Raw genomic sequence first — 23488 nt, 5'->3', positions numbered from 1 at the left:
ATGATTCCTTGGTTGGTTTGATGCCCCATGGTAGCGACTTTTTGTCATATGCAAAAGCTGAGAAGACGGCAATTCAACTAAAAATTCAAATCCCTTTACAAGCTTTATCACTCAGCTCTATCAACAGACGCAGCGCCTGTAGCTACTTACTTCAAGATAACTTCACTATGCCAAGCAGGATGCTGCTCCATTCGTAATTTCAATTTATCGCCTTGAGCCAGACTGCCAACCCCTTTGGGTGTGCCTGTCAGCACAATATCTCCAGGCTGAAGCGTAAAGTAACGAGAAACTTCTTTTAGCAGCTCAGTTATTGGAAAAATCATTAGGCTAGAATCGCCATGCTGTTTCAGCTCACCATTTTGCCAAAAACGATATTCGATATTTTTAGCAAAGGTGTTTTCATCGCACGGAACAAAAGGCGTTATTGGGCAGCTATTATCATAGGCTTTGGCCCGCTCCCAAGGGTGCCCTTGGGCTTTTAGCTCACTTTGTAAGTCTCGTAGAGTGAGATCGAGTGCCAGTCCTATCCCTGCAATATGCATTAGTGGTGCTGAGGTACCAGCATCAATTTTCGAGCCGATCAACAGTGCGAGTTCGGCCTCATAATGATGTTCACCCAGCGCAGCATTCAATGTCACTTCGTTGTCAAATGCAACCAAGCTCGTCGCGGGTTTGATAAACAACAGCGGACTGCTTGGAATGGGGTTATCTAGTTCTTTGGCGTGCTCTACATAGTTTCTACCGATACAAACAACTTTTCCCGTTGGTAGATTGGTAAATTGCTTATTTTGCCACTGATGCCTATACATTATTCCCTCTGAAACTCCATAATTTAAACGACTTATAATATCAGCTGTAAAGAAAATTACCCACAGCCCCACCGTTAACATGATATTGTCAATTGCAAATAAAACTAAACACTGAAAGACTAACTATTACAACGATAATGAACAACAGGTAAGGAATTTTTAAATGCAAGATCACGCCAACCACCCATTGACGGATTTTATTGAATACCCTCACGAGGAAATGCTAAGTCGTGCGGAAGCATTCTTGGAGAACAGTAAGAGACGTCATAGCATCCGTGCTTTTAGCGACCGCCCAGTACCGCAAGAAATCATCGAAACTTGTATCAAAGCAGCTGGCACTGCCCCTAGTGGTGCAAATCACCAGCCATGGCATTTCGTGGCGATTGGCAGCGCAGAAAAGAAAAAACAAATCCGAGCTGCAGCCGAAGACCTCGAGCGTTCGTTTTACCAAGGCCGTGCGGGAGATGAGTGGCTGGACGCGCTAAAGCCTTTGGGCACAGATGCACAAAAACCCTACTTAGAACATGCACCTTGGCTTATCGCTATTTTTAGTCAGAAAAAAGGTGGGATCCACGCGGAAGACAAAAATACCAACTACTATGTCCATGAATCGGTTGGGATCGCTACTGGGTTTCTTATCCAAGCTCTGCATAATGCAGGACTTGCCACACTGACCCATACACCTAAACCTATGAGCTTTTTAAGCGAGTTGTGCGGCAGAGATAAAGATAACGAACGTCCTTATATGTTATTGATTGCGGGTTATCCAAGTGATGATGCAACTATTCCAGAGCACGCAACAGTGAAAAAATCACTCGCCGAAATCGCTTCGTTTATTTAAAAGTTCGGATCAGCTAACTATCGCTGCACAGCTAGCTGATCACCTTCGTTTAGGCCACTAATAACAATCGTTTTATTACCTGTCTCTTCGCCCAACCTGAGGTAGCGTTTGTGAAGCTGGCCACTTTCTATTACCTCAACCATCGCCAATTGACCATACTTGCTGATCATATTAGTTGGAATTTGGATAACCGCCTGCTCGCCAAGCACAAGTTTAACCAGCGCGTACATGCCAGGCACCACATTTTGCAGCAAAGGCATATCCAGTTTAATAATAAAGCTGCGCGCTTGGCTGTCGGCAATTGGCACCATTTCCGACACTCGCGCGGTTTGGCTTATATCTAGCGCAGGTATGCGTACCTTAATCTCGCTTCCTAGCTGAATATGCTTAACTTGGCTCTCGCGAATTGGCGCTTCAATCTGCAATTGTAATGGGTTGAATAACGAAATAATGGCGCCACCGGGGCTAACCATGCTGCCCGGCTCTTGTAAGCGCGCCACCACTTTACCCGAAATAGGGGCTGTGATTTGCGTATAACCCAGCGCGACTTCAGCGCTACGATACGCTTCTTGCAATGCCTTATCTTGCGCTTGTAACTCGTTCACAGTGGCTTGCCACTCATCCACTTGGTTAATCGCGATAAGCCCTTTTTCATTAAGAGATTTATTGCGTACTAACTGCTTAGTTGCTTGCTCTAGCTTGGCTGAATTTGCCGCTTGCTGCGCTGCCACTCTTTGCAGCTCTGCTTTAAGCTCTGCATCATCGAGTGTTGCTATCAGCTGTCCCGCAGTGACTTTATCACCGGCTCTGACGTTAAGCGTTTTAAGCTCCGCCAATAACCGACTGGACACTAACGTATTTTCTTTTGCGACCACACTCGCGGGAACTTGTTCAATCATCGCAATCAGCGACTTTTGTACTGTATAACGTGTTCCTTGATAGGCGGGAAGTTCGGACTTATTGCCCGGAGCTAGCTTATTTTGGAATCCACCAGCGAGCCATACGACCATCAATAATAGGCAAAAAATAGCAAGAACAGGAATAAAGATTTTATTACGAGACATGAGAAGACTCCTGAACTGATGAGGTATTAAGGGGTTGATTAGGTGTCGATGATGATTTGAATACTAAATAGTAAACGATAGGCACGACCAACAGTGAAAATAACGTTGAAGCAATGATCCCGAAAATAATAGCAAGGGCGAGGCCACTAAAAACGGGATCTAAGATAATCACTAAATTGCCTAATAACGTCGTACCTGCTGTAAGTAATACCGGTCGCATTCTTACACTTCCCGCCGCAATCAATGCATCGATAAGTGCCATACCAGCCGCTCGAGACTGATTAATAAACTCCACCAAAATCAGGGAATTTCTCACCACTATTCCGGCCAGCGCTATCATCCCTATCATCGCGGTCGCTGTAAATAACACGGGCTCAGGCGCACCTGCAACCACACGCTCACCAAACTGGTTGAGTAACCAAAAACCCGGCATAATCCCTATCATAGTGAGGGGAATAGCCGACATAATGATAAGTGATAAGCTACTAGATGCCGTTTGTACCCGCAGGATGATAAATATCGCCACCAGTGCAAATGCAAATGCGATCCCCATATCTCTAAACACATCTATGGTAATGCGCCATTCACCTTCGCCTTTAAAGGTATAATGGGTTCCCTCAAACATTGACCAAGTGACTCCTCCGCCACTGTGTAAAAAGGTGCGAGATGCCCAATTGCTCGGTGTTATCTGTTGGTTTTCATCCGCAACCACATCGGCAATCACCTCAGCTGGCGTGCGGCCATTTAGCTCCGCAAACACATAAATCACCTCTTGTAGGTCTTTTCGAAGGATCACGGGAGCCGTAGGAATAGATGTTAATTCGCCCAGTTCACCAATCGCCACAAGGGGTCTCGCAGCCTGCTCTAAGCCGTATTCTTGAGTGGTTTTAGCCAACTCCTGACGACCACGAACTTGCATCGCTAATACGTTTTGCCATTGATTACGCTGCGCGTAACTCACACCTAACTCGATGGGCACCGTTGCGACCTCACCTTGAGTATATAAAAAGCCTGCTGACATGCCGCTGCTTGCAACCACTAAAGATTGATTAATATCCTCTGTGGCCACACCTGATAACGCAGCCTTTTGTTTATCAACCACAAACCGCTTTAGCCATGTTGGCGAAGCCATTGAGGTGTCAACCTCAACCACATGTGGCTCCTGCCTTAAACGATGTGCTAACCTCTGGGCTGCTTGCTCTTGCGTTTCACGAGCAACAAACGGATCTGCATAAACCTCAGCAACGAGTGTACTTAATACCGGAGGTCCCGGCGGCACTTCCACCACTTTTACTTGCGTCAAAGTTTGGTTAAAAGGCTGAAGCTTTTCACGCAGTCGCATGACGATGGCGTGAGATTGATGTTCGCGTTCACGCTTATCCACCAGTAAGACTCTAAGTTCGGCAAGATGAGTACCACTACGACGATAATAGCCTCGCACCATACCATTAAAATCCATACTGGAAGGCTTACCGACAAAAGCGGCGATGTCGGTCACTTCAGCTTCTGACCAAACGATTTGCTGTACTTGCCTCGCCATTGCGGCCGTTTGCTCAAGGCTGGTTCCCTCAGGCATATCTATCAGTACTTGGATTTCACTTTTATTGTCAAACGGCAGCAATTTCAGTGGTACGGCTCTAAAAATAGGGAGGCTCACACTCGCAACAAATAACCCTAACACGCCCCATAATAACCACTTGGCTTTGCGGGGGTTTTGTAAAATTGGCAGCATGATTTTGCTGTAGTACGAGTCTTGAGGCGCGACTTCACTTGTTTTTGAATCCGCTTTGAGTAGCTTTTTAGATAGCCAAGGCGTTACTAAAAAAGCCACTAACGTCGAGGCAATGACACTAACAGGGACGTTAAATGCCATGGGTGCCATATATGGGCCCATCATGCCAGTAATAAACGCCAATGGAATAAACGCCATGATGATAGTTAACGTTGACATCAAAAGCGCAGATTTGATCTCGACCATAGCAGCGACAATGTTATGATCTGTGTCAGCCGCCGCGCCGCGATGAATAAAGCGACTAATATTATCAATCCCAGTGATTGGGTCATCGACTAACAATCCCAGCGACAAAATAAGCGCAAACAAGGTGACCCGATTAATGGTGTAACCAAACGCAAAGTCCAACCCAAGTGTAATGCCATAGCAAATTGGCACTGCAAGACCAACAACGATGGCAGGCCGCCAACCTAAAAATACGCCGACAAATATCACAACGGTAAATACCGCAAAGGCCAAGCTAGAGGTAAGATTATTGACTTTGTCATTGGCCGTCTCGCCATAGTTTCTTAATACTTTTACCGATACCTCAGCAGGAAGGAGCTCCTGTTGTAGCTGGGCCACAAGCGCTAAACTTTGCTCTGCAACCGTTACCGCATTACTTCCCTTTTGCTTCGCCACGCCAATCGTCACTATTGGTGCATCAGCCTGGCTGTCGCTGCTTGCTAACCACTGATAGCTATCGGGCTCACTAGGACCATCAATAACCCGAGCAACTTCTTTTAAAACAATGGCACGGCCATTAATTACATTCACCGTGAGACCTTCAAGTGCCAACTTATTACGAAGGACATCTCCAGATTCAAAGGCAATCGTGTTACTACCTGCCGTCACTTGCCCGACTCGTGTCACTAGATTACTACTTTGGATAGCACCTAAAACATCCATTGGTGTTGTTTGATGTGCAGCAAGCGCAGCTAAGTTCAACTCAACCCTAAGTGCTCTCGTGCGCCCGGTAATAACTGAAACCTCGCTGGTATCTGCAATGCTCTGTAACTGGATAGCTAGCTCTTGTGCAAAACGCGTTAGCGCGTAGTCATCATATAGTTGCGGCTTGGAACTTGTCAGTCCGAGCATAAGAATCGGAACGTCATCGACTTCTACCGGACGGATCTGCCACTGAGTGACAATGCCCGGCATAGTATGCTGGTTGGCATACAGCTTAGTGTAGGTGTTGAGAATGGCTTTCTCTCTGTCTTCACCCACATGAAATCTTAAAGTAACAACCGTACCGCTGGTTTGGGTCGTAGAATAGACGTGTTCAACGCCTGGAATTTGTAGCAGTAACTTTTCAAGTGGAGTGGTGACCAATCGTGCCACTTCTGGTGAGGCGGTATTTGGTACCGACACATGAATATCCAGCATAGGCACCACTATTTGTGGTTCTTCCTCTCGTGGTGTCATTTGCAATGCAAATAATCCAAGTACCACTGCGCACAAGAAGATAATCGTTGGCAAACTGCCTTGTAGAGCATACCGAATGACACCATCTAACTTTTGCATCTCAGTCGTTCCTAGTTACTCTGCACTTGAGGCGCAGAACAGCTGATATAAACTCTCGAGTAGTACAGCGACTCGGCTATCTTTAACATGATAATAGATCGTCGCCCCCTCACGCCTAGTCGCCACGATTTGTGCCTTTCTCATGCTGGCTAAATGTTGTGATAAGGCAGACTGCGCTAACGGCACCATTTCATTAAGCTGGCTAACACTGAGCTCTTGCTTTTGCAATGCACACAAAATCATCAAGCGATTTTTATTCGCCATAAGCTTTAACAAGGCTTCTGCTTGTTCGGCATTTTGCGCCATTTGCTGAAGATCCATGTTGACTCCCAAAAAATAAATGCGCTTAAAGTATAGACACAAATATTAGCAATGTCTAATATTAGCAATGTCTAATATTAGCAATGTCTAATATTAGAGATGTCTAATATTAAAGATGACACTCATTATGACCTTACATCCTCGTTAACCTGAGGTTTGGATAAGAAATGGCTAATTCATTGTTTCTAAAGCAAACTTAGTTTTTTCCTTGTCTAGCCAGAGAGTTTTAGGGAAAGCACCGCTTCCGCGTCCTGCTCTCGCTAAGGTACCTACATCCTGTAGGCAAGGCGAATTTACGCACCAATAGCTGGCTATTGGAAGTGAATTCAACGCAGTTAGCGCTAAAACTGGCTGCTAGAAAGGCATTAATTATCCGCAGCTCAGGTTATTTAGATTAATCGCTGGTGTTATGTTTGCCATTTCTTTACTGCTCACACATTTTGTCAACCCACATTGGGTTTGGTTTAGTGTGTTTATTTGTGTCAATTTAGTGCAGTCTGCTTTTACAAACTGGTGCCCATGATCGTTATATTGAAGAAACTTGGCATTCAGGAAAGGTGAGTCATAATGAAACCGATAACCCAATAAGGAGCTATATATGCTGATATCTGCCCAAGATGTATTAAAGACAGTCAAGCCTAATCAACGCTGCATTGACGCGGTACAAGCAAAATCAGAGATTGCACAAAACAATGGTCTGGTTATCGACGTGAGAGAGCCGGCTGAACACAGTCAAAAGGCAGCCAACGGCACGGTAAATATCCCAAGAGGATTGCTAGAATTTAAGCTTCCAGAGCTGGAAAAAGACGCAGACAGACCAATTTATTTACACTGTGCCGCTGGTGGCCGTGCTATTTTTGCCGCAGAGCAACTAACTCGTATCGGTTACACCAATGTCAGCGTAATTACCTGCAAAGCTGAAGTGGTGTGTGACACCTTATAAAAAGGAGTGCTGTGCAGCACTCCTTGCACTTTTCTTATGCGCGGTTTGGAATAATTTTTATTTCTACTCGGCGGTTTTGTGCCTTACCTTGCTCGGTATCATTGCTCGCAATTGGCTGAGACTCACCCATGCCCTCCGCGTACAAACGCGCAGGTAGTACTTGCTGTGATAATAAATACTGCTTTACGCTATTTGCGCGCTGTTCAGACAAAGTCTGATTGAAGCTCGCTGAGCCACTGGAGTCTGTATGTCCGACAATGGTTAAGAATGTCTTATCGTACTGCTGCATCACGCGTGCAATGCCTTGAAGTGTATTGTAAAAACCAGGGCTGATAGCTGACTTACCTGTCGCAAAGGTTATGTTTGATGGCAACACTAAGCGCATTTGATCGCCTTCACGAACAACCTCAACACCCGTACCAGCAAGCTCTTGGTTAAAAGCGGCTTCCTGCTTGTCCATATAGTTACCAATCGCGGCACCTGCAATTGCCCCAACCGCAGCACCAATGGCAAGACGCTTATCTTTGTGGTTACCTGTAGCTTTACCTAACACCGCACCGGTTGCAGCACCAATCGCCGCACCTTTACCTGTGTTATTCATTTCACATCCAGACAAAGCAACCACAACAGCTGCACCAATTAACATATTTCTTGCAATCATCTTCCCACCTGAGTTCATTTCAACTTGATTGTCTATATTGTTGCAATAAACAATTAACTCTGGCTGAAGCCTTGTTGGTTTTTTTAAGGATGAGCAGGGACTAAGTCGCTTATATGCTCAGAAACTGGTGGCAGTTTATATTTTGCAACCACAGCATCAAGCTGCTTTCTCTTAGCCAATTGCTTCATCGTTAAACGAATGATTTGCGCAAGCTCGGTGCCGCTGAACCGTTTGCTCATCGCCATATGGCCATAAATCGGCTGAGCGTGATGATAGGAGACTTTTTTTAGCTTTTCAATGGGCTGACCAAGCACTTCCATCGCCACCTCAGCGGTGTCTTCCACTGCGATCACTAGGTCAACACGTCCTTTAAGCAATAAATCAAACGCCACTTGCTCACTAAATACAGGGACTTTATTGAGTTGACGGTCTTCATCAAAGCGAGGGTAAAAAACGCCGCCACGCATCACCGCAATCCGCTTGGTATAAAGATCCGTATATTGTTCCACCCGAATATCGCTGTCTTGCTTAGCATAGAACACAAACGAAGATGTCAGCGCCATGTAGGCGGGTTCTACAAAGTCGATTAACTTTTCTCGTTGAGGTGTACGGATCAAGCCACCCATGACGTCTACCTCACCTTGCGCTATCATCCGCATACAGCGTGAGAAAGGACAGGGAACAGCATTTATTTGATAATCAACGCCAGCCTGAGCCTGCACCGTTGCCAATATATCTAAGATTAAACCTTGCATTTCACCACTGTCTTCAATGATGCTATAAGGTGGCGCGTGATCAACAGCGACATTGATTTGCTGAGCAAAACAAGAGAAGTTCGCCAACAAAAAAAGTAAACACGGCGATAAAAGAGTCATTCGCATAATACTTATCCAACTAAGGTGCGCCAACACCAAAAGTCATAAATATGTCATATAAAAGTGTGAAGATATAAGGTTAACAATATCACAAGGTACGTTATGTTTCTGACAATTTTTTATCAGTTTTTTTTATTAGGATGTACGAGCTTTGGGGGACCTGCAGCCCACCTAGGGTTCTTTAAGAAACACTTTGTCGATAACTTAAAATGGCTGAGTAACGAGCGCTATGCCAGTATGATCAGTCTGTCACAAATACTGCCAGGGCCGGGGTCCAGCCAAGTCGGATTCGCGATTGGTTTAGAAAAAGCAGGAATACTAGGAGGGATCGCCGCCTTTGTAGGTTTTACGCTACCGTCTTTTTTGCTCATGATCATGTTGGCATTAACCGCTGAGCAGCTTTCGGGCACTGCGTTGAATGTCATTGATGGGTTGAAATTGTTTGCTGTTGTTATCGTTACCGATGCGGTACTGAGTATGGCGAAAAGTTTTTGTAAAACCACGGCACTCAAATTCGTCGCATTTTTCGCCACATTCACGCTGTTGATGCTGCCGAACTTAAGCGCGCAATTGGGTGTGCTTATGACGCTTGTCATCGCGGGTTGCTTTTACTCATTCAGCAATGCGCCAAGTAAACCGAGTCAATCAAAAAGCCAAATCAACTGGTCTGTATTTGCGCTATTTATTGGCCTATTTGCGTTAACCTTTGCCGCGCTACCAAATCAACTATTTGCCGAGTTTTATCAAGCAGGTGCTTTAGTTTTTGGCGGCGGTCATGTCGTGCTGCCGCTACTACAAACCAATGTTGAGGGAGTCGCGCAAGAAACCTTCTTAACGGCTTATGCTGCCGCGCAAGCCATTCCAGGGCCGATGTTTACCATCGCAAGCTTTTTAGGCACCGTTGTCGACAATATGCATCCCATTTTGGGCGCAGCGATTGCGACGCTCGCTATTTTCTTGCCGGGCCTACTGTTAATGTGGGCGTTTAACCAACAGTGGCAATCACTTATTGCATTGCCAAGGTTCGCAAGCATTAGCGCGGCCTTAAATGCCGGTGTGGTGGGAATTTTAGCCGCTGCGCTTTATCAACCAATTTCGCTTTCTGCGGTGCATAGTTTGCTCGATATCACCGCGGTGGTATTAGGCTTTGCAGCACTAAAATGGCTAAAGCCCGCGATATGGCAGCTGCTTATCGCCTTTATGGTTTTTGGGGTTATCGCTGGAAGTGTGTAGGCCACGTTTGAGTGGCCTTGATGATTATTCTGAAGTTGCGTCAGGTTTGCTACCGGCGCGTACTTTCACGCGGTGTGCGCCAAAGTAATCACTCACACTTTGATATGGACGTAATCCAAATGCTGGCATTACGCTTAGCATGTAGTCCAAAATATCGGCTTGTAGATGCTCATAAAACACCCAGCGTTTATCGCGACTAAAACAGTAAAACTCTAGAGGCAAACCATGTTGCGTGGGGGCAAGCTCCCTGACCATACATAAACAATCTTGATTGATGGCATCATGCTGCTTCAAGTAGGCCTCTGCATAGCGTCTAAATAAGCCTAAATTGGTGATATCACTGGGTACATCGTCAAGCTTTTCCAGCAGTGGATATTGCTCGGTTAGCGACGCTCGCTTTTGCTCAGGCAACGGCTCAATGCTAGTAAAATCAATATGGATGGCGCGTTTGATGCGGCGTCCTGCTGACTCTTGCATGGCACGCCAGTTTTTAAATGAATCAGAGATCAACATATAAGTTGGTATGGTGGTGACGGTGTTATCCCAGTTACGTACCCTAACGGTATTTAAACCCAGATCANCCTCGCCGTCTGCACCAAATGCGTCAACTTGGATCCAGTCGCCAGTAGTTACCAGTCGATTGGCTGCTATTTGAATACTCGCAACCAATCCCAAGATCGTATCTTTAAATACCAAAATAATGACTGCCGCAATCGCACCAAAACCGGAAAGAATATAGGTCGGTGATTTATCCACCAAGATACTGACCACCAATATAGAACAAACTATAAATATCAGTAGCTTAATTACTTGAATAATCCCTTGGATCGGCACTTCTTTGGCGAATGGAAAGAGGTTATAAACGCCATTACCTAAATTGACTAAACTGCTAAATAAAAACCCAGATGCCACCACCAACATAACGTACACCAGTGTTTCCATCACTACAAATACCCAAGCAGGCGCGACAAATAAACGCTCGTGGTAGGCGGAAAAGACCAGTAAACACAATACAAAGGCAAAGCGACCGCTAAATTTACTTAACTGAGGGGCAAGGTGGCCTATTTTACGCGGCGAAATATGGCGCGCGAGGTTTTCTACATTAGGCAGTACTAGGCGGCGGATCACCCAATATAAAAACAATAACCCAACAACCGCGACACCATTGGTGAATAAAGCACTGATCACAGTACCTTGCGGTAACTCTTTTAACCACGGTTGAACGACATCATGAAGGTGATCAAACTTCATAGCTGTTTTAGCTCCTCATTGAGCGTGTCATTTGGCTCAGTCGAATGCAGCCAATGCGCTTCGAGTTGGCAATCTTTGCGTTGCCAAACTTCATTCATAAAAGATTGAAACTGTACACGATAAGCTTTATCGGCTTGATAATTACCAAGTGGCACTTTCTCCATCGCGATATAGTCTATTTTTACATCAATTGCATCCAAGCGTCCAAGCGTAAATGCACGGCAAATATGTTCACCCTCTAACTCATAAGCCAAAGTCGCGTTGAGCATGCCGTCAAGTTGCTCAGATAGCACTTCTAGGGCAAACGCTACACCACCCGCCTTTGGTTTGAGCAGATGCTTAAACGGACTATTTTGATGCGCATGTTTGGCTTTAGTATGACGAGTACCTTCCACAAAATTAATTACCGTTGTGGGATGATCACGAAAATTGCGACAACTGGCTTTGGTACGCTCTACATCCATCCCTTTAAGCTTAGGGTTTTTGGCGATCTGCGCTTTACTCGCACGTTTCATAAATGGCATGCCCATAGCCCATGCACCAGTACCAATGAAAGGCACGTACTTTAATTCATCTTTTAGGAAAAATTTAGGTGCAGGTAGTACCTCCATGGCGCTAAGCACAACGATATCAAGCCAGCTAAGATGATTGGAAATTAATAAATACCATCCTTGAGCGTGTAATTCTTTTGGCAAGCTCACTTGTATTTTGTCGCACGCGATGCGCAAACCAAGGTAATTGCCTTTGCACCACATACCGTAAAAAAAGTGCAGCGCTGTAGAGATAAACTTAACTGGCACAAGCAATTTTATGATGCCAAACAATAGCACCAATAAACCACACACAAAGGTATTCACCAGCAGCCACACACTGGCCGATAGCCCGAGAAACCACTTAGGTAGTATTTGTTTTAACATCACCACATCCTTCTACTACTTTTTATCGGCAAGCTCCACAAGTTGTGCGTCTTTGGCTTGCCACAAGGCGTTTAATTCGGATTGGAAACGCACTCTAAATTCGGGATCATTCGTGTAGTCGCCGACCAAGTTTGCACTGACCGGCATTACTTCCACCTGAACATCTACTGACTTCACTTTACCAGCGATAAAGTCTGCAAAAGTTGGTACACCACCGGGATAATGGATGGTGACATTCACCACTTTGCTGATTTGCTCACCCATGGCTTGCATCACAAACGCGATGCCTCCCGCTTTTGGTTTAAGCAGGTGTGTGAATGGGCTTTTCTGCTTACTATGCTTGGACTCGGTGTAACGCGTACCCTCAACGAAGTTTACAATACTCACTGGCATTGTTTTAAACTTTTCGCATGCTTTTCGCGTCGTTTCTATGTCTTTACCACGCAATTTAGGGTTTTTCTTTAATTGCGACTTGCTGGTTCGCGTCATAAAAGGAAAATCTAGCGCCCACCAAGCAAGACCTAGCACGGGTACGTAAAGCAGCTCTTTTTTCAAAAAGAAATTCAAAAACGGGATTTTGCCATGGAGCACTCGCTGCAACACTAAGATATCCACCCAACTTTGGTGATTGGCAATAACCAAGTACCAGTCTTTGCGTTTTAGCTCATCCAATCCGCTAACATTGAGCGTATACGGCGCAATGAGGTTTTGGCTCACTGAATTACACGCGACCCAGTTACTTGCGCACGCTTTAGCAATATAGCTCATGGCTTTTTGCACCGGTGGGATGGGCAGTAGCTTAATCAAGCCACAAATAAAGATCGGTATAAACCAAAATATAGTGTTAACGGCGTACAGCAAGATGCTGATCACTTTACGAATAAACGACATTCATTCCCTCATCGTGTTTTACGGCAGAGCTGTATCATACCTTGAAAATCACACACAATTAAGCCGACCAGTTGGTCGGCTATAATTTATTCCATTTCACTATCTAGAAATCAATCTTCGAAGTAAGTATAACCTTCAAGTCCGGCGTTTAACTCTTGTAAATACTGAGCTTTAATTGACTCTGGCAACGACAACGCCGCGACCTGCTGTGCGTAGTTCTCAGATAACACCGCTTTGTCATAATGAACAAAGCGCAGTACATCTTCAACACTGTCGCCCTTGATGGCATTAGTGAGTTTATAACCCTCATCACAAAGCTCAACGTGTACTGAATCTGTGTCACCAAATAAGTTATGTAAATCACCCAATATTTCTTGATAGGCTCCCACCAAGAACATCGCAACGTGATATTGCTCTCCCGGCACATACTCAGGAATGGGTAAACTTGACTCGATACCCGCGCCCTCAACATAACTGTTGATTTGACCATCAGAATCACAGGTAATGTCCTGAATAATCGCTCTTTGCGTCAACGGCTGATTGAGCTTGTCGATAGGCATCACCGGAAATAGCTGGTCAATACCCCAAATATCCGGCAGTGATTGGAACAACGAGAAGTTTACAAACAGTTTATCAGCTAGCTTTTCATTGAGGTCGTCTAGTACTTCTCGGTGTGCTCTCGCATTCTCATTTAAGCACTCACGCACTTTATGAAGTGTCGTGAAGTAAAGCTGTTCAAGCTGCGCCCACTCTTGCATGCTGATCAAACCATGCACGTATTGGTCGTGTGCATCGCTGAACAAGTGCATAGCGTCATGATAAGTTTCTAAGGCCATGCGAGGGGTTAATTGTGACAACGAATGCCATAACTCTTGCAACACCAATGGGCTGGTATCTTGTGGTTGCACCGGTTCGACTTGATTTGGCGCTTTTTCTACGTCGATCACATCCGTGATAAGCATCGCGTGATGGGCAGTTAATGCTCGGCCAGATTCAGTAATAATATCCGGGTGCGGAATGCTATTGAGCTCCGCTATATCATGAAAAGCATGCACCACATTCTTCGCGTATTCCGCCACTGTATAATTCATTGAACATGAACTACGAGAACCTGAGCCTTCGTAGTCCACTCCGAGGCCACCGCCAACATCAACGATACGCAGCGGAACTCCTAGTTGATATAGCTCAGCATAGTGACGCGCACACTCTTTAAGCGCACGTTGAATATCACGAATATTGGCAACTTGCGAGCCGATATGGAAGTGTACCAACTGCATTAAGTGCAAACGATTATGCGACTTAAGTAACTCAACCGCTTGCAGCACTTGACTGGCAGTAAGACCAAACTTACCTTTTTCACCACCAGTATTTTGCCACTTGCCTTTACCAACTGAATTAAGACGAATACGAATACCAATCGACGGTTCAATGCCTAAATCGTCGATTTCTTGTAATAAGGTATCCAGTTCAGAGAGCTTTTCAACGACTATGTTTACTTGATGACCCATCGCTTGACCGATGCAAGCTAAGCGCAAGAACTCACTGTCTTTGTAACCGTTACAGACAATGGTGATAGGTTGGTGTGCCACACCCAAAATTGCCATCAACTCAGGCTTAGAACCAGCTTCAAGACCAACAAGACCGCTTGGGTGAGCCAATAACTTACTGACAACCGAGCGCTGCTGATTCACTTTTATTGGGTAAACACAAGTGTACTGGCCTTGGTAATCACGTTGAGTTCGTGCAGCAGTAAATGCTTGAGTCAAGGTATCGACACGATGTTTTAAAATGTCGGTAAAACGCACCAAAACCGGCAAAGTTAGTCCCTGTGCTTTAAATTGCTCAGTTAACTCTGGAAGAAGAATTGGTGGCTTAGTGCGATCACCATCAGGAAACGCCACTAACTGGCCCTGTTCATTGATATCAAAATAGCCGTCACTCCAGTGAGTAACGTTATAGATAGAACGTGCTGTTTGCAGACCCCAAGTCATTGCTGCTCTCAATTAATTCTTTATAAAGCTTCATTCTAATACGCGAGGCAAGTCAATGCGACCTAAAGTTGCGTTTTCATTAGCTTACAAACCTTATAAATCGGCCATGCTTGATTAGGACTAATATGAGGCAAAGTACAAAATATTGACTAAAATTGATTGAGCAAAGACGCAAGCACTGGCAAAATTGCCTCAATTTTTATCAAGTGTGAACACAATCATGGCAAACTTAGAAGCAAACCGTTGGTTTACAGAAATTAGCGACCGCGATGGCAGCGCTTTTTCACTTAGAGTCAACAAAAAATTAGACGAAATCCAATCACCATTTCAAAAAGTAGAAATGTTTGAAACGACGGATTTTGGTAACTTGATGATCATTGACGGTTGCACTATGGTGAGCACGCGTGAAAACTTTTTCTATCACGAAATGATGAGTCACCCGGCGCTATTCTCGCACCCTGCACCTAAAAATGTTGTGATCATTGGCGGCGGCGACTGTGGCACCTTGCGTGAAGTACTAAAGCACCCTGGCGTTGAAAAAGTAACTCAGATTGATATCGACGAAGTTGTGACGCAAATGTCTTTGAAATACTTCCCTGAGCTTTGTGAGTCTAATAACGATCCTCGCGCAACTGTGATGTTTGATGATGGCATCAAATATATGCGTGAAGCCGAAGCAGAGTCTATCGACGTTATCATCGTTGATGGCACCGATCCTGTTGGCCCTGGTGAAGGTTTATTCAACCACGCATTCTACAAGAGCTGTTTAGCAGCGCTTCGCACTGGTGGCATCATGATCCAGCAAAGTGAATCACCACTGATGCACATGCCATTACTACTAGAAATGCGCGATGCAATGTTGGAAATAGGTTTTGTTGATCTGCAAACCCTGCCTTTCCCACAGCCAATCTACCCAAGCGGCCTGTGGTCAGCAACAATGGCGCGTAAAGATGAAAAGTTTGCCGGATTCCGCGAGCAAGACGTTGATAACGCGACATTTGATACTGAGTACTACAACACAGGTATTCATAAAGGAGCATTAGCGACACCTAACTTTATGAAGCGTGCTTTCGAAAAGTAGGTCGAATCAAAACATAAACTTAATTGTTAAAGTGTAGAGGCTCATATCTGATCCTACAGCCTTGATAATTAGGTTGATATTTCACCTACCCTGAAGTTATGAGCGAACTACAGACGTTCGCTCTAGCTCGTTTTTGGACAAAAGCGTTTTCGGTCGCCGGCTAGATTAGACGAATTTCGCATAAAAATTTCTATGGGCTAGCGCCGCAAATAAACGGCAAAAATTAGTTGGCTAAAATGTGTCGGGCACGAACAAAGCCAGCTGTTTTTTTCCGAGCTTTTAATTTGCTTTGTTATATGACCAATAGCTTCTATTTTGAAAAAAGCTTTTTGAATAACTCTTCTGATTGCTTAATACCTTCATCGGTCAATTGCACTGACTTTGCCTTACCAACCGGATCACAAATTAGACCTTTTTCATGAAGCCTATTCATAACTTCCCAGTCAATTTGTTTCCAAGCTCGGCCATAATCATGCAAGGTGAGATGTAATAAAGCTAAAGCTGCTTCATCTATTTTATTTTCATCTATATCCATTCAACACTCCAAAACCTGATGGGCATATAACGCCCAATTAAGGGGTGAACAACGCCTCCACCCAACCTAAAGCATTGTGCCATAAACACTAAATTTGAAGTAGAAGCAAAAGTGCCAAGCGTTGGGAATCTGTCTTAAACGCTTTGTTATACGATTTTTCCACAGCAGTTTTTGTACCTTTGACCGCTACCACAAATACAAGGGGCATTTCTTGAAGGTAAAGACTTCGAATCGACTTCCGATGTATCTATTTCACTAAGCAATGCAGCTAATTCTTCGACCGCGATGGCTTCACCAATCATCACTTGAGTTAAGCTTCTCATATGAACCAGTAAATCTGCGACAATTTGAGACTCAACAAAATCTTTTTGATTCCCATGTTCATCAGTGTAGGTGAAACACACACCGCTAGAGTTTTCAGCTAGGACGTCTATGGCATTTTGGTGATATTGGCTAATTGGAGCATGCTTGCTTACAACGATACCGATTACCTTATTATCAGATGCCCTGAAAAGAGCCCCACCTGAGTTTCCAGAATTAAGTGCCCCGTTAACAACAAGATGCTTCTTATTGCCTCTAGGCAACTGATAGTTCTGAAAGCCTGCTAAATATCCCACAGACAACAAAGGAGCGGGTCCGTTATACCCCAGTGGGTAACCCCAAGTAACCACTGACTCTCCAACTGACAGTTCTGTGGAAGTAGCTAACTCTAAACCGCCAGCTAAATGCTTTGAAGGTTTTAAGATTGCTAGGTCTCTAGCTTTATCAATCCACACTCGAGCGATAGTGATCTGCTCACCAAAAGCTGATACTGCTGTTATCTGATGAGCATTACAATTGGATACTACGTGCTCATTTGTGACTATTAAACCGCCTTCGATTAAGAAACCCGAGCCTTTTGAGCTAGTTGCGGGACAAACTATCATATAAACAGATTCAACAGAGCTTCTTCCTGTCTCACCTGCTGCGTCCAAAGTCCACTGAGTGGACACTGGTATATTTCCCAAAATTCTCTCCTAATCGTATAACAATTTAATATCGACCCAATGGGTCGTTTTTCTACCGAGTCATGGGTCATTATTCTCATTGTACCAGCTTTATCACAATAACTAACTTGTTGCTACAGATATATTTTTAATCATTATAGAAACTATAAAAAGGATAAAAACGACCCAGTGTTGACTATAGAAGAAACACAATAACACTGTATATAAATACAGCCAAGTTAGGACTAGCTCAATGGGAACTCGTTCACCATTTCTAAATCACATCGCCGAGTTGATGCTGACTAAGCAATATTCGCTCAGAATCGTTGATACATATCTTAAGTGGATTTCTTCCTATATTCGTTTTCATGATAAGCGTAACCCAGCTTCAATGGACGATAACAAGGTTGTCGAATATCTCGACTACCTTGTGCTTAAACGTAATGTGTCGCCTAAAACACAAGCGACAGCGTTAAATGCATTATCTTTTCTGTATAAGCAAAAAAAATGTAAATCGCTGACATCCACCACTAATTTGCAATGGAAGTGCTTTCATACATTTTTACTTCACCTCCTCAGCTTTGGTGTTAATAATGATAGGTGTCACTTGTTTTTCTTGCTGTTTTTCTTGTTTTCATCACTACAACACAGGTATTCATAAAGGAGCATTAGCAACACCTAACTTTATGAAGCGTGCTTTCGAAAAGTAACGCACTGCCGAGGAGCATATTTTGCTCCTCAATAATTTTATTTCCTTGCTCCGCAAAGCTATATTTATCTTCTAATTTAAAAAAGGAGATTTAATATGCAGATAGGACTAAGAACATTCATATTTTCGTTTGCCTTGATCACGCCAGCCGCTCACAGCAAACCTCAAGTGGAAAGCCCAGCGCCAACCAAAGAAGAGCGCATATTCAATTCAGGCCATATAACTTCAGTGGATCAGATGAGCCCTAATCACGCCAAAATCACATATAAATTAGCAAAGCAACTCATCGTCAACCCAAACATTTCTAAAACTGAGGAACTGATTAGGCTCTCTGAAAAAGTCTCATTGACTGAGAAAAAGATAGCAGAAGAATCCATCAAGATATGTCAAGACCTCATCGACTATGACATTTCCGATACGCGCGCTGCAGTTTATGCGTTTTTCTCCAAATTCGAACGCTTAGAAACGTTTAAAAGTCGTATGTATATCGAAGCATTGCAAGGGGAGAGCAAAGCCGTTCTTAATATGGTAGAAAACTCCCACCACAAAGAGTTTGTTATATTAACTCCCGAAGTAATCTTAGATGATTCACCCACGTCATGGTTGCTTGACCATAAGAACTTTTGCCGTAGCAAAATTATAACGATGAAACAAAACCTAACAACGCATTGATAAAGGGCTTAATTGCCCTTTATTTTTTCCAAAAACAACCGCTTTTGTTCAGGGGTTGCCTGTTGCCACCAATAGTCCAACATGCCAACCACATCTGGGTGTGCTGATTTAGGCGCCGCTGGCGTTACAGCTCTTGTGGCAGTGCTTGGCGTTGAATAACGTGGTGCAGTGGGTGTTGATGGCTCACTTGCTATCGCTGTCGTTACTCTTGGTCTTTCTTGTGTCACCACCAATGTTGTCGCTAACGATTCATTGGGTGCTTGCAACATAATCAACGGCTGATCTGCAAATGCCTTTGCCGCAACCACATTGTCAGGTCGATTAAATTCAACCTGATACTCGCCATCTTGATCGATACTTACTTTTGCCCAAAATGGCTTCGACTCTATGGTTTCGTGGTCGTCATAGCCCACTTCATACAAGTCGGTGTAACGCATTTTGACCGCATACTCCCCTTTTGCTAAGTCCAACTCTCGCACTTTGGAGAAGAATGAGTGTTCAATGGTTTTATCATCAACTTGCAAGGGAATAATTTCCTCAGGAAAACTTAGCAACGCAGCCTGTGAAAGCGGTGACAACAGTAAAACAGCGGTCGCAAGCGTATATTTTAAGCGCATCTATTCACTCCTTCGTGAGTACCAAATCATTATACCTTGATGAGATTACTGCATACCTGCGTATATCTCTACCCTTTTAATTGATGCGCAGCGGGATAACACATCAAATCTATTGAGTCTCCTTGAGAGTTAGCTATGCTAGAGCAATTCAATATGCAGATAAGGAAGGACCATGAGTTCAGAAACTATTTTTACCAAAATTATTAATCGAGAGATCCCAGCAGACATCGTTTACGAAGATGAACAAGCACTCGCGTTTAGAGACATTAATCCACAAGCGCCATTTCACGTCTTGGTTATTCCTAAAACAGCAATTGCGACCATCAACGACGTAACGGAAGAAAATGCTCATCTTGTTGGTCATTTGTATGTTGTTGCAGCCAAATTAGCGAAAGAGCACGGCTTTGCAGAAGATGGTTATCGTGTAGTGATGAACTGTAATGATCATGGTGGTCAAACTGTCTACCACCTTCACCTACATGTATTAGCAGGAAAAGAAATGGGCTGGCCGCCTTACCAAAATACGAAAAAAGTACCACTTTAGATTATTCTCTGTTAAGCAATGTAAATAAGTAAGTTATTAACAAAAATTGTTAAAAGCTTACTTATTTCAACAAATTACATTTCAATACATATTCTGTACATAATTTCGATTTATTATTTCACTTTGTTATATAGCGGGTTTCTCTATCTTGTACTAAAAATTCTAATACAAAAGGTCTGAATCCCATGTTAGCATTGAGAAATCGGAAAAATTAGAGTGTGTCCAAAAATGAGCAGTAGTGCTTTTTTGTTATTAGATAAAGAACCGGTTAACACCATTGGTATCAATGTGTTACAACCTTTGTTAAAAACCCAAGGGTTGGATGTTACGACTGGAACTGATATCTCAGATGTGCCTGAAGGCACTCGATTACTTTTCATCGAAACCGCAGTAAACGATTCTTGGGGTCAATTAAAAGAACAACTAGTCAACCTCAAAGTCAAATGCGATATCGTGCTATTCAACTTAGATGAAAACCCGGAGCTTGCCAATCGTGCGCTGCTAAGCGGTATTCGTGGTGTATTTTACACGACAGACAACGCCGACGTGCTAATGAAAGGGATCCGTTTGTTGCTTGAAGATCAACTGTGGTATCGCCGTGACGTGATGTGTAATGTGTTAAATCGCATGCTGCAATTTAATAAAGATGCATTACATAAACTAACCGAAGGTGATATCGAACCTGTTAAACTCACTAAGCGAGAAAAAGCAATTATCGCGCTAATGAGTAAAGGTGCAAAAAACAAAGAGATCGCTGAAGAGCTAAATATCAGTCCACATACGGTGAAAACCCATCTGTACAGTGCATTTCGTAAAACCAAATGCCGCAACCGTATCGAACTCCTTTCGTGGGCTCAGCAGAATATTCCTGACGAAATTCGCTAAGCTTCAGATGTCTTTAACCTGCTGACGCAAGTCAGCGGGGGAAAGACACCGCTGACATCGCGATATCGAGGCTTCTGTTTCTTACGAGCTTTACTGCCCTAGCGAATACCTCTATGCTAGGTTTTTTCGCAACTGAAAGCAGCCTTAGGTACATGCTCGACCCAAAAACCCTCTACCTAACCAGTCTCGTCATGACAGCAATGATGTCGCTCCTTACCTTTTTAACGTGGCGAGCGAATAAAAGCACACCCGGAACGCTGCTCTATATTTTTTACCCTCTGGTTTTGCTCTGTGCGATTTCTTCCTTTGCATTACACGGCTATTTTGAAAACTGGGAAACTATTCCCATTGCTAATACCTTGCTGTTCGCGGCTTCCATCATCCACTGCATGGCGATAAGGCAATTTTTAGGGGTTAAAGATCCATCCTTTAAAGTGTTTCTCGGCGTTACTGCTGGGCTTTTCATTTTGTTGATGTACAGCAGTATTTTCTCTCCAAATTTGAGAGATAGGATCCTTATCTCGGACTTACAGCATTTAGCAGAAGCTACGCTGCTACTCTATTTCTTTAGCCGCTTTGCACGAAATAAGTACCCTAACGGCAGCATCGTCTATATCACCATTTTACTTATTATATTGGTGATATTTACCGGCAGAACCCTATTAATGGGAGAAGTAACGCATTTCACGCTTTTCAAAGAAAACTGGTTTACCATCACTGTTTTCTTCAATGGTGTCCTTGCACCCATTTTTTATGCAACAGGCATGGCGCTGTTATGTAACGAGCAAAGAGAACAAAACCTTAATAAATTAGCATTGAAGGCACAACAGGACCTAGAGCTGCGCGGTATGTTTTTATCAACGATCAGTCATGAGATACGAACTCCGCTTAACGGTATCTTGGGCAGCGCCCAGCTCGTACTGGGACGCACCAGGGATAGTCGCAACAAGGCCTACTGTGAGGCCATCGTAAACTCTGCTGAATCACTAAACTTACTGATTGATAAAGTGCTAGACTACGCCAGTTTGGAGCAAAGTGATGAAGCCTTGTACGAAGAGGACGTTGAGCTTAGAAGTTGGCTACAGAACCTTTGCTTATTGCTAAGTCCGCTTGCAGAGCAAAAGAAGCTGCACTTTGAATTGGTGTACGAGCTGCCCGATCAGGTGTGCTATTACTTTGACCAACAAAAGCTGAGACAAATTCTTATCAACCTCGTTGGTAATGCCATTAAGTTCACTGATAAAGGGGAAGTAAAACTCAAAGTTGAGATTTTAAAAGATCAACAAATTGAGCATAAAGTGCGCTTTAGTATCACGGACTCAGGGCCAGGTATTGATAGTGAAGATATTAATAAGCTGACCGAGCCGTACGTACAAAGCAGTGCAGGTAAAGTTAAGGGTGGCACAGGCCTTGGTCTTGCCATCACCAGTCGCCTACTCAACCGTCTGAATTCACAACTTGATATTCAAAGTGAGCTTAACAAAGGCAGTACATTTAGTTTTGATTTACTGCTAAACATTGGTGAACTGAGCTTAGTGGAGCAGCGCCCGCAGCACGATAACTGTATCACCGGTCTAAAAGTACTGTTGGTAGAAGACCTAGATCTCAACCAAAAAATCGCTATTGAGTTTATGGCAGAAGATGAGCATAAGGTTAAATTGGCAACCAATGGTAAAAGCGCCATCGAGATGCTAATACAGCACCATTTCGATGTAGTGTTGTTAGACATGAACTTACCCGATCTTTCCGGGCAAGAAGTATTAAAGCAGCTACAAAATTGTGAGCATAAAAACAAACGAACCCCTTTTCTAGCCTTTACTGCCAGCCTCAGTCCTGATGAGGTTAAAGAATACTTAGCACTCGGCATTCGCGATATTGTTGGCAAACCGATAAAACAAGAAAAATTACGCCAAGCGCTTAGCGAGTCTCAGTCTCCCAAAAAAGCCAATGTCAGCGTTGAGTTGCCCGATATCCTATACGATGAAACGGCTGTAAACGCCCTAAAGTCTGGATTTAGTGAAGATGAAGTCTCTTCGATTTACAACGAGTTTGTATTGTCTGCCCGCAATAAACTCATCCATATTCAGCAGTTATTAGAGCAAGACGAAGATCAATGTATCAGACAGCTTCATCGTCAAGCCAGCACCGCCTTACAACTCGGATTTAATCGCTATGGCTCAAACTTGAAAAAAGCAGAGCGCCGCTTATTAGATGGCAAATCTTGTCACGATGAACTCACAGAAGCCATGACGCTATGGCAAGAGAGTCTCGCAGCATATCTCCACTTTGTTCGTAAAGAGGCGATAGGTTAAGCGCCATTAAACGCATGTTATTCGACATCATAATAAAACTTGTTCATGCTTAGTG

At 43.9% G+C, this 23488-nt stretch carries 22 protein-coding genes and 1 pseudogene; 10 read left to right on the top strand and 13 right to left on the bottom strand.

The window, feature by feature from the left end:
* Positions 1–146 precede the first annotated feature (146 nt).
* Positions 147–809 carry a fumarylacetoacetate hydrolase family protein gene (locus CKO50_RS15205; protein ID WP_095728854.1) on the bottom strand — a complete coding sequence of 221 codons (663 nt, stop codon included), beginning with the start codon at positions 807–809 and terminating at the stop codon, positions 147–149.
* A 163-nt stretch (positions 810–972) separates the two neighbouring features.
* Between CKO50_RS15205 and CKO50_RS15200 the strand changes: the two genes are divergently transcribed.
* Positions 973–1650: a nitroreductase family protein gene (locus CKO50_RS15200; RefSeq protein ID WP_010606824.1), complete on the top strand. Its 678-nt coding sequence runs from the start codon at positions 973–975 to the stop codon at positions 1648–1650.
* 17 nt (positions 1651–1667) lie between these two features.
* Here the strand turns inward: CKO50_RS15200 and CKO50_RS15195 are convergent, their stop codons facing one another.
* Genes CKO50_RS15195 through CKO50_RS15185 form a run of 3 tightly spaced genes read right to left on the bottom strand, consistent with a single transcriptional unit; the run spans position 1668 to position 6330 of the window.
* Positions 1668–2714, bottom strand: coding sequence for an efflux RND transporter periplasmic adaptor subunit (locus CKO50_RS15195; RefSeq protein ID WP_095728853.1), 1047 nt, complete (start codon positions 2712–2714; stop codon positions 1668–1670).
* Positions 2704–6009 (bottom strand): efflux RND transporter permease subunit, encoded by a 3306-nt coding sequence (locus CKO50_RS15190; protein WP_095728852.1) that lies wholly within the window; start codon positions 6007–6009, stop codon positions 2704–2706. The genes CKO50_RS15195 and CKO50_RS15190 overlap by 11 nt, the downstream gene beginning before the upstream one ends.
* Before the next feature lie 15 nt (positions 6010–6024).
* Positions 6025–6330 (bottom strand): helix-turn-helix transcriptional regulator, encoded by a 306-nt coding sequence (locus CKO50_RS15185; protein ID WP_017218369.1) that lies wholly within the window; start codon positions 6328–6330, stop codon positions 6025–6027.
* Positions 6331–6739: 409 nt separating this feature from the next.
* On the opposite strand from CKO50_RS15185, the pseudogene CKO50_RS15180 reads away from it, so the two are divergent.
* Both CKO50_RS15180 and CKO50_RS15175 read left to right on the top strand, forming a co-directional pair.
* A pseudogene (locus tag CKO50_RS15180) lies at positions 6740–6891 on the top strand (YgaP-like transmembrane domain).
* Positions 6892–6928: 37 nt separating this feature from the next.
* The gene (locus CKO50_RS15175) at positions 6929–7273 is read left to right on the top strand and encodes a rhodanese-like domain-containing protein (protein ID WP_010606829.1); all 345 of its coding nucleotides are present in this window, start codon (positions 6929–6931) and stop codon (positions 7271–7273) included.
* Positions 7274–7307: 34 nt separating this feature from the next.
* Here CKO50_RS15175 and CKO50_RS15170 read toward each other — a convergent pair whose 3' ends face one another.
* Both CKO50_RS15170 and CKO50_RS15165 read right to left on the bottom strand, forming a co-directional pair.
* Entirely contained in the window at positions 7308–7934 is a 627-nt protein-coding gene (locus tag CKO50_RS15170; protein ID WP_095728851.1) for an OmpA family protein, read from the bottom strand.
* A gap of 83 nt (positions 7935–8017) precedes the next feature.
* Positions 8018–8815: an ABC transporter substrate-binding protein gene (locus CKO50_RS15165; RefSeq protein ID WP_095728850.1), complete on the bottom strand. Its 798-nt coding sequence runs from the start codon at positions 8813–8815 to the stop codon at positions 8018–8020.
* Between the two features lie 96 nt (positions 8816–8911).
* Between CKO50_RS15165 and chrA the strand changes: the two genes are divergently transcribed.
* Positions 8912–10042: a chromate efflux transporter gene (gene chrA, locus CKO50_RS15160; RefSeq protein WP_095728849.1), complete on the top strand. Its 1131-nt coding sequence runs from the start codon at positions 8912–8914 to the stop codon at positions 10040–10042.
* A gap of 24 nt (positions 10043–10066) precedes the next feature.
* Here chrA and CKO50_RS15155 read toward each other — a convergent pair whose 3' ends face one another.
* From CKO50_RS15155 to speA, 4 genes are all read right to left on the bottom strand, one after another.
* Positions 10067–11293: a mechanosensitive ion channel family protein gene (locus CKO50_RS15155; protein ID WP_095728848.1), complete on the bottom strand. Its 1227-nt coding sequence runs from the start codon at positions 11291–11293 to the stop codon at positions 10067–10069.
* Positions 11290–12210, bottom strand: a complete 921-nt coding sequence (locus CKO50_RS15150) for an acetyltransferase (protein ID WP_017218365.1) — start codon at positions 12208–12210, stop codon at positions 11290–11292. The genes CKO50_RS15155 and CKO50_RS15150 overlap by 4 nt, the downstream gene beginning before the upstream one ends.
* Before the next feature lie 15 nt (positions 12211–12225).
* Positions 12226–13101, bottom strand: coding sequence for an acyltransferase (locus CKO50_RS15145; RefSeq protein ID WP_095728847.1), 876 nt, complete (start codon positions 13099–13101; stop codon positions 12226–12228).
* A 110-nt stretch (positions 13102–13211) separates the two neighbouring features.
* Positions 13212–15092, bottom strand: coding sequence for a biosynthetic arginine decarboxylase (speA, locus tag CKO50_RS15140; protein WP_095728846.1), 1881 nt, complete (start codon positions 15090–15092; stop codon positions 13212–13214).
* A gap of 220 nt (positions 15093–15312) precedes the next feature.
* Between speA and speE the strand changes: the two genes are divergently transcribed.
* A complete protein-coding gene (gene speE / locus CKO50_RS15135; protein WP_095728845.1) occupies positions 15313–16173 on the top strand; it encodes a polyamine aminopropyltransferase in 861 nt (286 codons plus the stop codon).
* 310 nt (positions 16174–16483) lie between these two features.
* On the opposite strand, the gene CKO50_RS15130 is transcribed toward speE, so the two are convergent.
* Positions 16484–16708, bottom strand: a complete 225-nt coding sequence (locus CKO50_RS15130; protein WP_095728844.1) for a DUF6429 family protein — start codon at positions 16706–16708, stop codon at positions 16484–16486.
* Positions 16709–16854: 146 nt separating this feature from the next.
* Positions 16855–17715, bottom strand: a complete 861-nt coding sequence (locus CKO50_RS15125) for a trypsin-like peptidase domain-containing protein (protein ID WP_095728843.1) — start codon at positions 17713–17715, stop codon at positions 16855–16857.
* Positions 17716–17947: 232 nt separating this feature from the next.
* Between CKO50_RS15125 and CKO50_RS15120 the strand changes: the two genes are divergently transcribed.
* Together CKO50_RS15120 and CKO50_RS15115 are read left to right on the top strand one after the other, a co-directional pair.
* A complete protein-coding gene (locus CKO50_RS15120) occupies positions 17948–18355 on the top strand; it encodes a site-specific integrase (RefSeq protein ID WP_095728842.1) in 408 nt (135 codons plus the stop codon).
* Positions 18356–18499: 144 nt separating this feature from the next.
* Positions 18500–19075: a hypothetical protein gene (locus CKO50_RS15115; protein WP_095728841.1), complete on the top strand. Its 576-nt coding sequence runs from the start codon at positions 18500–18502 to the stop codon at positions 19073–19075.
* An 8-nt stretch (positions 19076–19083) separates the two neighbouring features.
* Here CKO50_RS15115 and CKO50_RS15110 read toward each other — a convergent pair whose 3' ends face one another.
* The gene (locus CKO50_RS15110; protein ID WP_095728840.1) at positions 19084–19692 is read right to left on the bottom strand and encodes a DUF2057 domain-containing protein; all 609 of its coding nucleotides are present in this window, start codon (positions 19690–19692) and stop codon (positions 19084–19086) included.
* Between the two features lie 172 nt (positions 19693–19864).
* On the opposite strand from CKO50_RS15110, the gene CKO50_RS15105 reads away from it, so the two are divergent.
* The 3 genes from CKO50_RS15105 to CKO50_RS15095 all read left to right on the top strand — a co-directional run bounded on the left by CKO50_RS15105 (position 19865) and on the right by CKO50_RS15095 (position 23433).
* Positions 19865–20236, top strand: a complete 372-nt coding sequence (locus CKO50_RS15105) for a histidine triad nucleotide-binding protein (RefSeq protein WP_095728839.1) — start codon at positions 19865–19867, stop codon at positions 20234–20236.
* A gap of 228 nt (positions 20237–20464) precedes the next feature.
* Entirely contained in the window at positions 20465–21121 is a 657-nt protein-coding gene (locus tag CKO50_RS15100) for a helix-turn-helix transcriptional regulator (protein WP_095728838.1), read from the top strand.
* A gap of 152 nt (positions 21122–21273) precedes the next feature.
* Entirely contained in the window at positions 21274–23433 is a 2160-nt protein-coding gene (locus CKO50_RS15095; protein ID WP_095728837.1) for an ATP-binding protein, read from the top strand.
* The last annotated feature ends 55 nt before the right edge of the window (positions 23434–23488 follow it).

Source organism: Pseudoalteromonas sp. HM-SA03 (genome assembly GCF_002289345.1).
GTDB lineage: Bacteria > Pseudomonadota > Gammaproteobacteria > Enterobacterales > Alteromonadaceae > Pseudoalteromonas.
This window is presented reverse-complemented; position numbering and strand designations above follow the sequence as displayed.

Coding starts and splice junctions, on each gene's coding strand:
- CKO50_RS15205 (WP_095728854.1), bottom strand. CDS start 809: ATGTATAGGCATCAGTGGCAAAATAAGCAATTTACCAATCTACCAACG.
- CKO50_RS15200 (WP_010606824.1), top strand. CDS start 973: ATGCAAGATCACGCCAACCACCCATTGACGGATTTTATTGAATACCCT.
- CKO50_RS15195 (WP_095728853.1), bottom strand. CDS start 2,714: ATGTCTCGTAATAAAATCTTTATTCCTGTTCTTGCTATTTTTTGCCTA.
- CKO50_RS15190 (WP_095728852.1), bottom strand. CDS start 6,009: ATGCAAAAGTTAGATGGTGTCATTCGGTATGCTCTACAAGGCAGTTTG.
- CKO50_RS15185 (WP_017218369.1), bottom strand. CDS start 6,330: ATGGATCTTCAGCAAATGGCGCAAAATGCCGAACAAGCAGAAGCCTTG.
- CKO50_RS15175 (WP_010606829.1), top strand. CDS start 6,929: ATGCTGATATCTGCCCAAGATGTATTAAAGACAGTCAAGCCTAATCAA.
- CKO50_RS15170 (WP_095728851.1), bottom strand. CDS start 7,934: ATGATTGCAAGAAATATGTTAATTGGTGCAGCTGTTGTGGTTGCTTTG.
- CKO50_RS15165 (WP_095728850.1), bottom strand. CDS start 8,815: ATGCGAATGACTCTTTTATCGCCGTGTTTACTTTTTTTGTTGGCGAAC.
- chrA (WP_095728849.1), top strand. CDS start 8,912: ATGTTTCTGACAATTTTTTATCAGTTTTTTTTATTAGGATGTACGAGC.
- CKO50_RS15150 (WP_017218365.1), bottom strand. CDS start 12,210: ATGTTAAAACAAATACTACCTAAGTGGTTTCTCGGGCTATCGGCCAGT.
- CKO50_RS15145 (WP_095728847.1), bottom strand. CDS start 13,101: ATGTCGTTTATTCGTAAAGTGATCAGCATCTTGCTGTACGCCGTTAAC.
- speA (WP_095728846.1), bottom strand. CDS start 15,092: ATGACTTGGGGTCTGCAAACAGCACGTTCTATCTATAACGTTACTCAC.
- speE (WP_095728845.1), top strand. CDS start 15,313: ATGGCAAACTTAGAAGCAAACCGTTGGTTTACAGAAATTAGCGACCGC.
- CKO50_RS15130 (WP_095728844.1), bottom strand. CDS start 16,708: ATGGATATAGATGAAAATAAAATAGATGAAGCAGCTTTAGCTTTATTA.
- CKO50_RS15120 (WP_095728842.1), top strand. CDS start 17,948: ATGGGAACTCGTTCACCATTTCTAAATCACATCGCCGAGTTGATGCTG.
- CKO50_RS15115 (WP_095728841.1), top strand. CDS start 18,500: ATGCAGATAGGACTAAGAACATTCATATTTTCGTTTGCCTTGATCACG.
- CKO50_RS15110 (WP_095728840.1), bottom strand. CDS start 19,692: ATGCGCTTAAAATATACGCTTGCGACCGCTGTTTTACTGTTGTCACCG.
- CKO50_RS15105 (WP_095728839.1), top strand. CDS start 19,865: ATGAGTTCAGAAACTATTTTTACCAAAATTATTAATCGAGAGATCCCA.
- CKO50_RS15100 (WP_095728838.1), top strand. CDS start 20,465: ATGAGCAGTAGTGCTTTTTTGTTATTAGATAAAGAACCGGTTAACACC.
- CKO50_RS15095 (WP_095728837.1), top strand. CDS start 21,274: ATGCTCGACCCAAAAACCCTCTACCTAACCAGTCTCGTCATGACAGCA.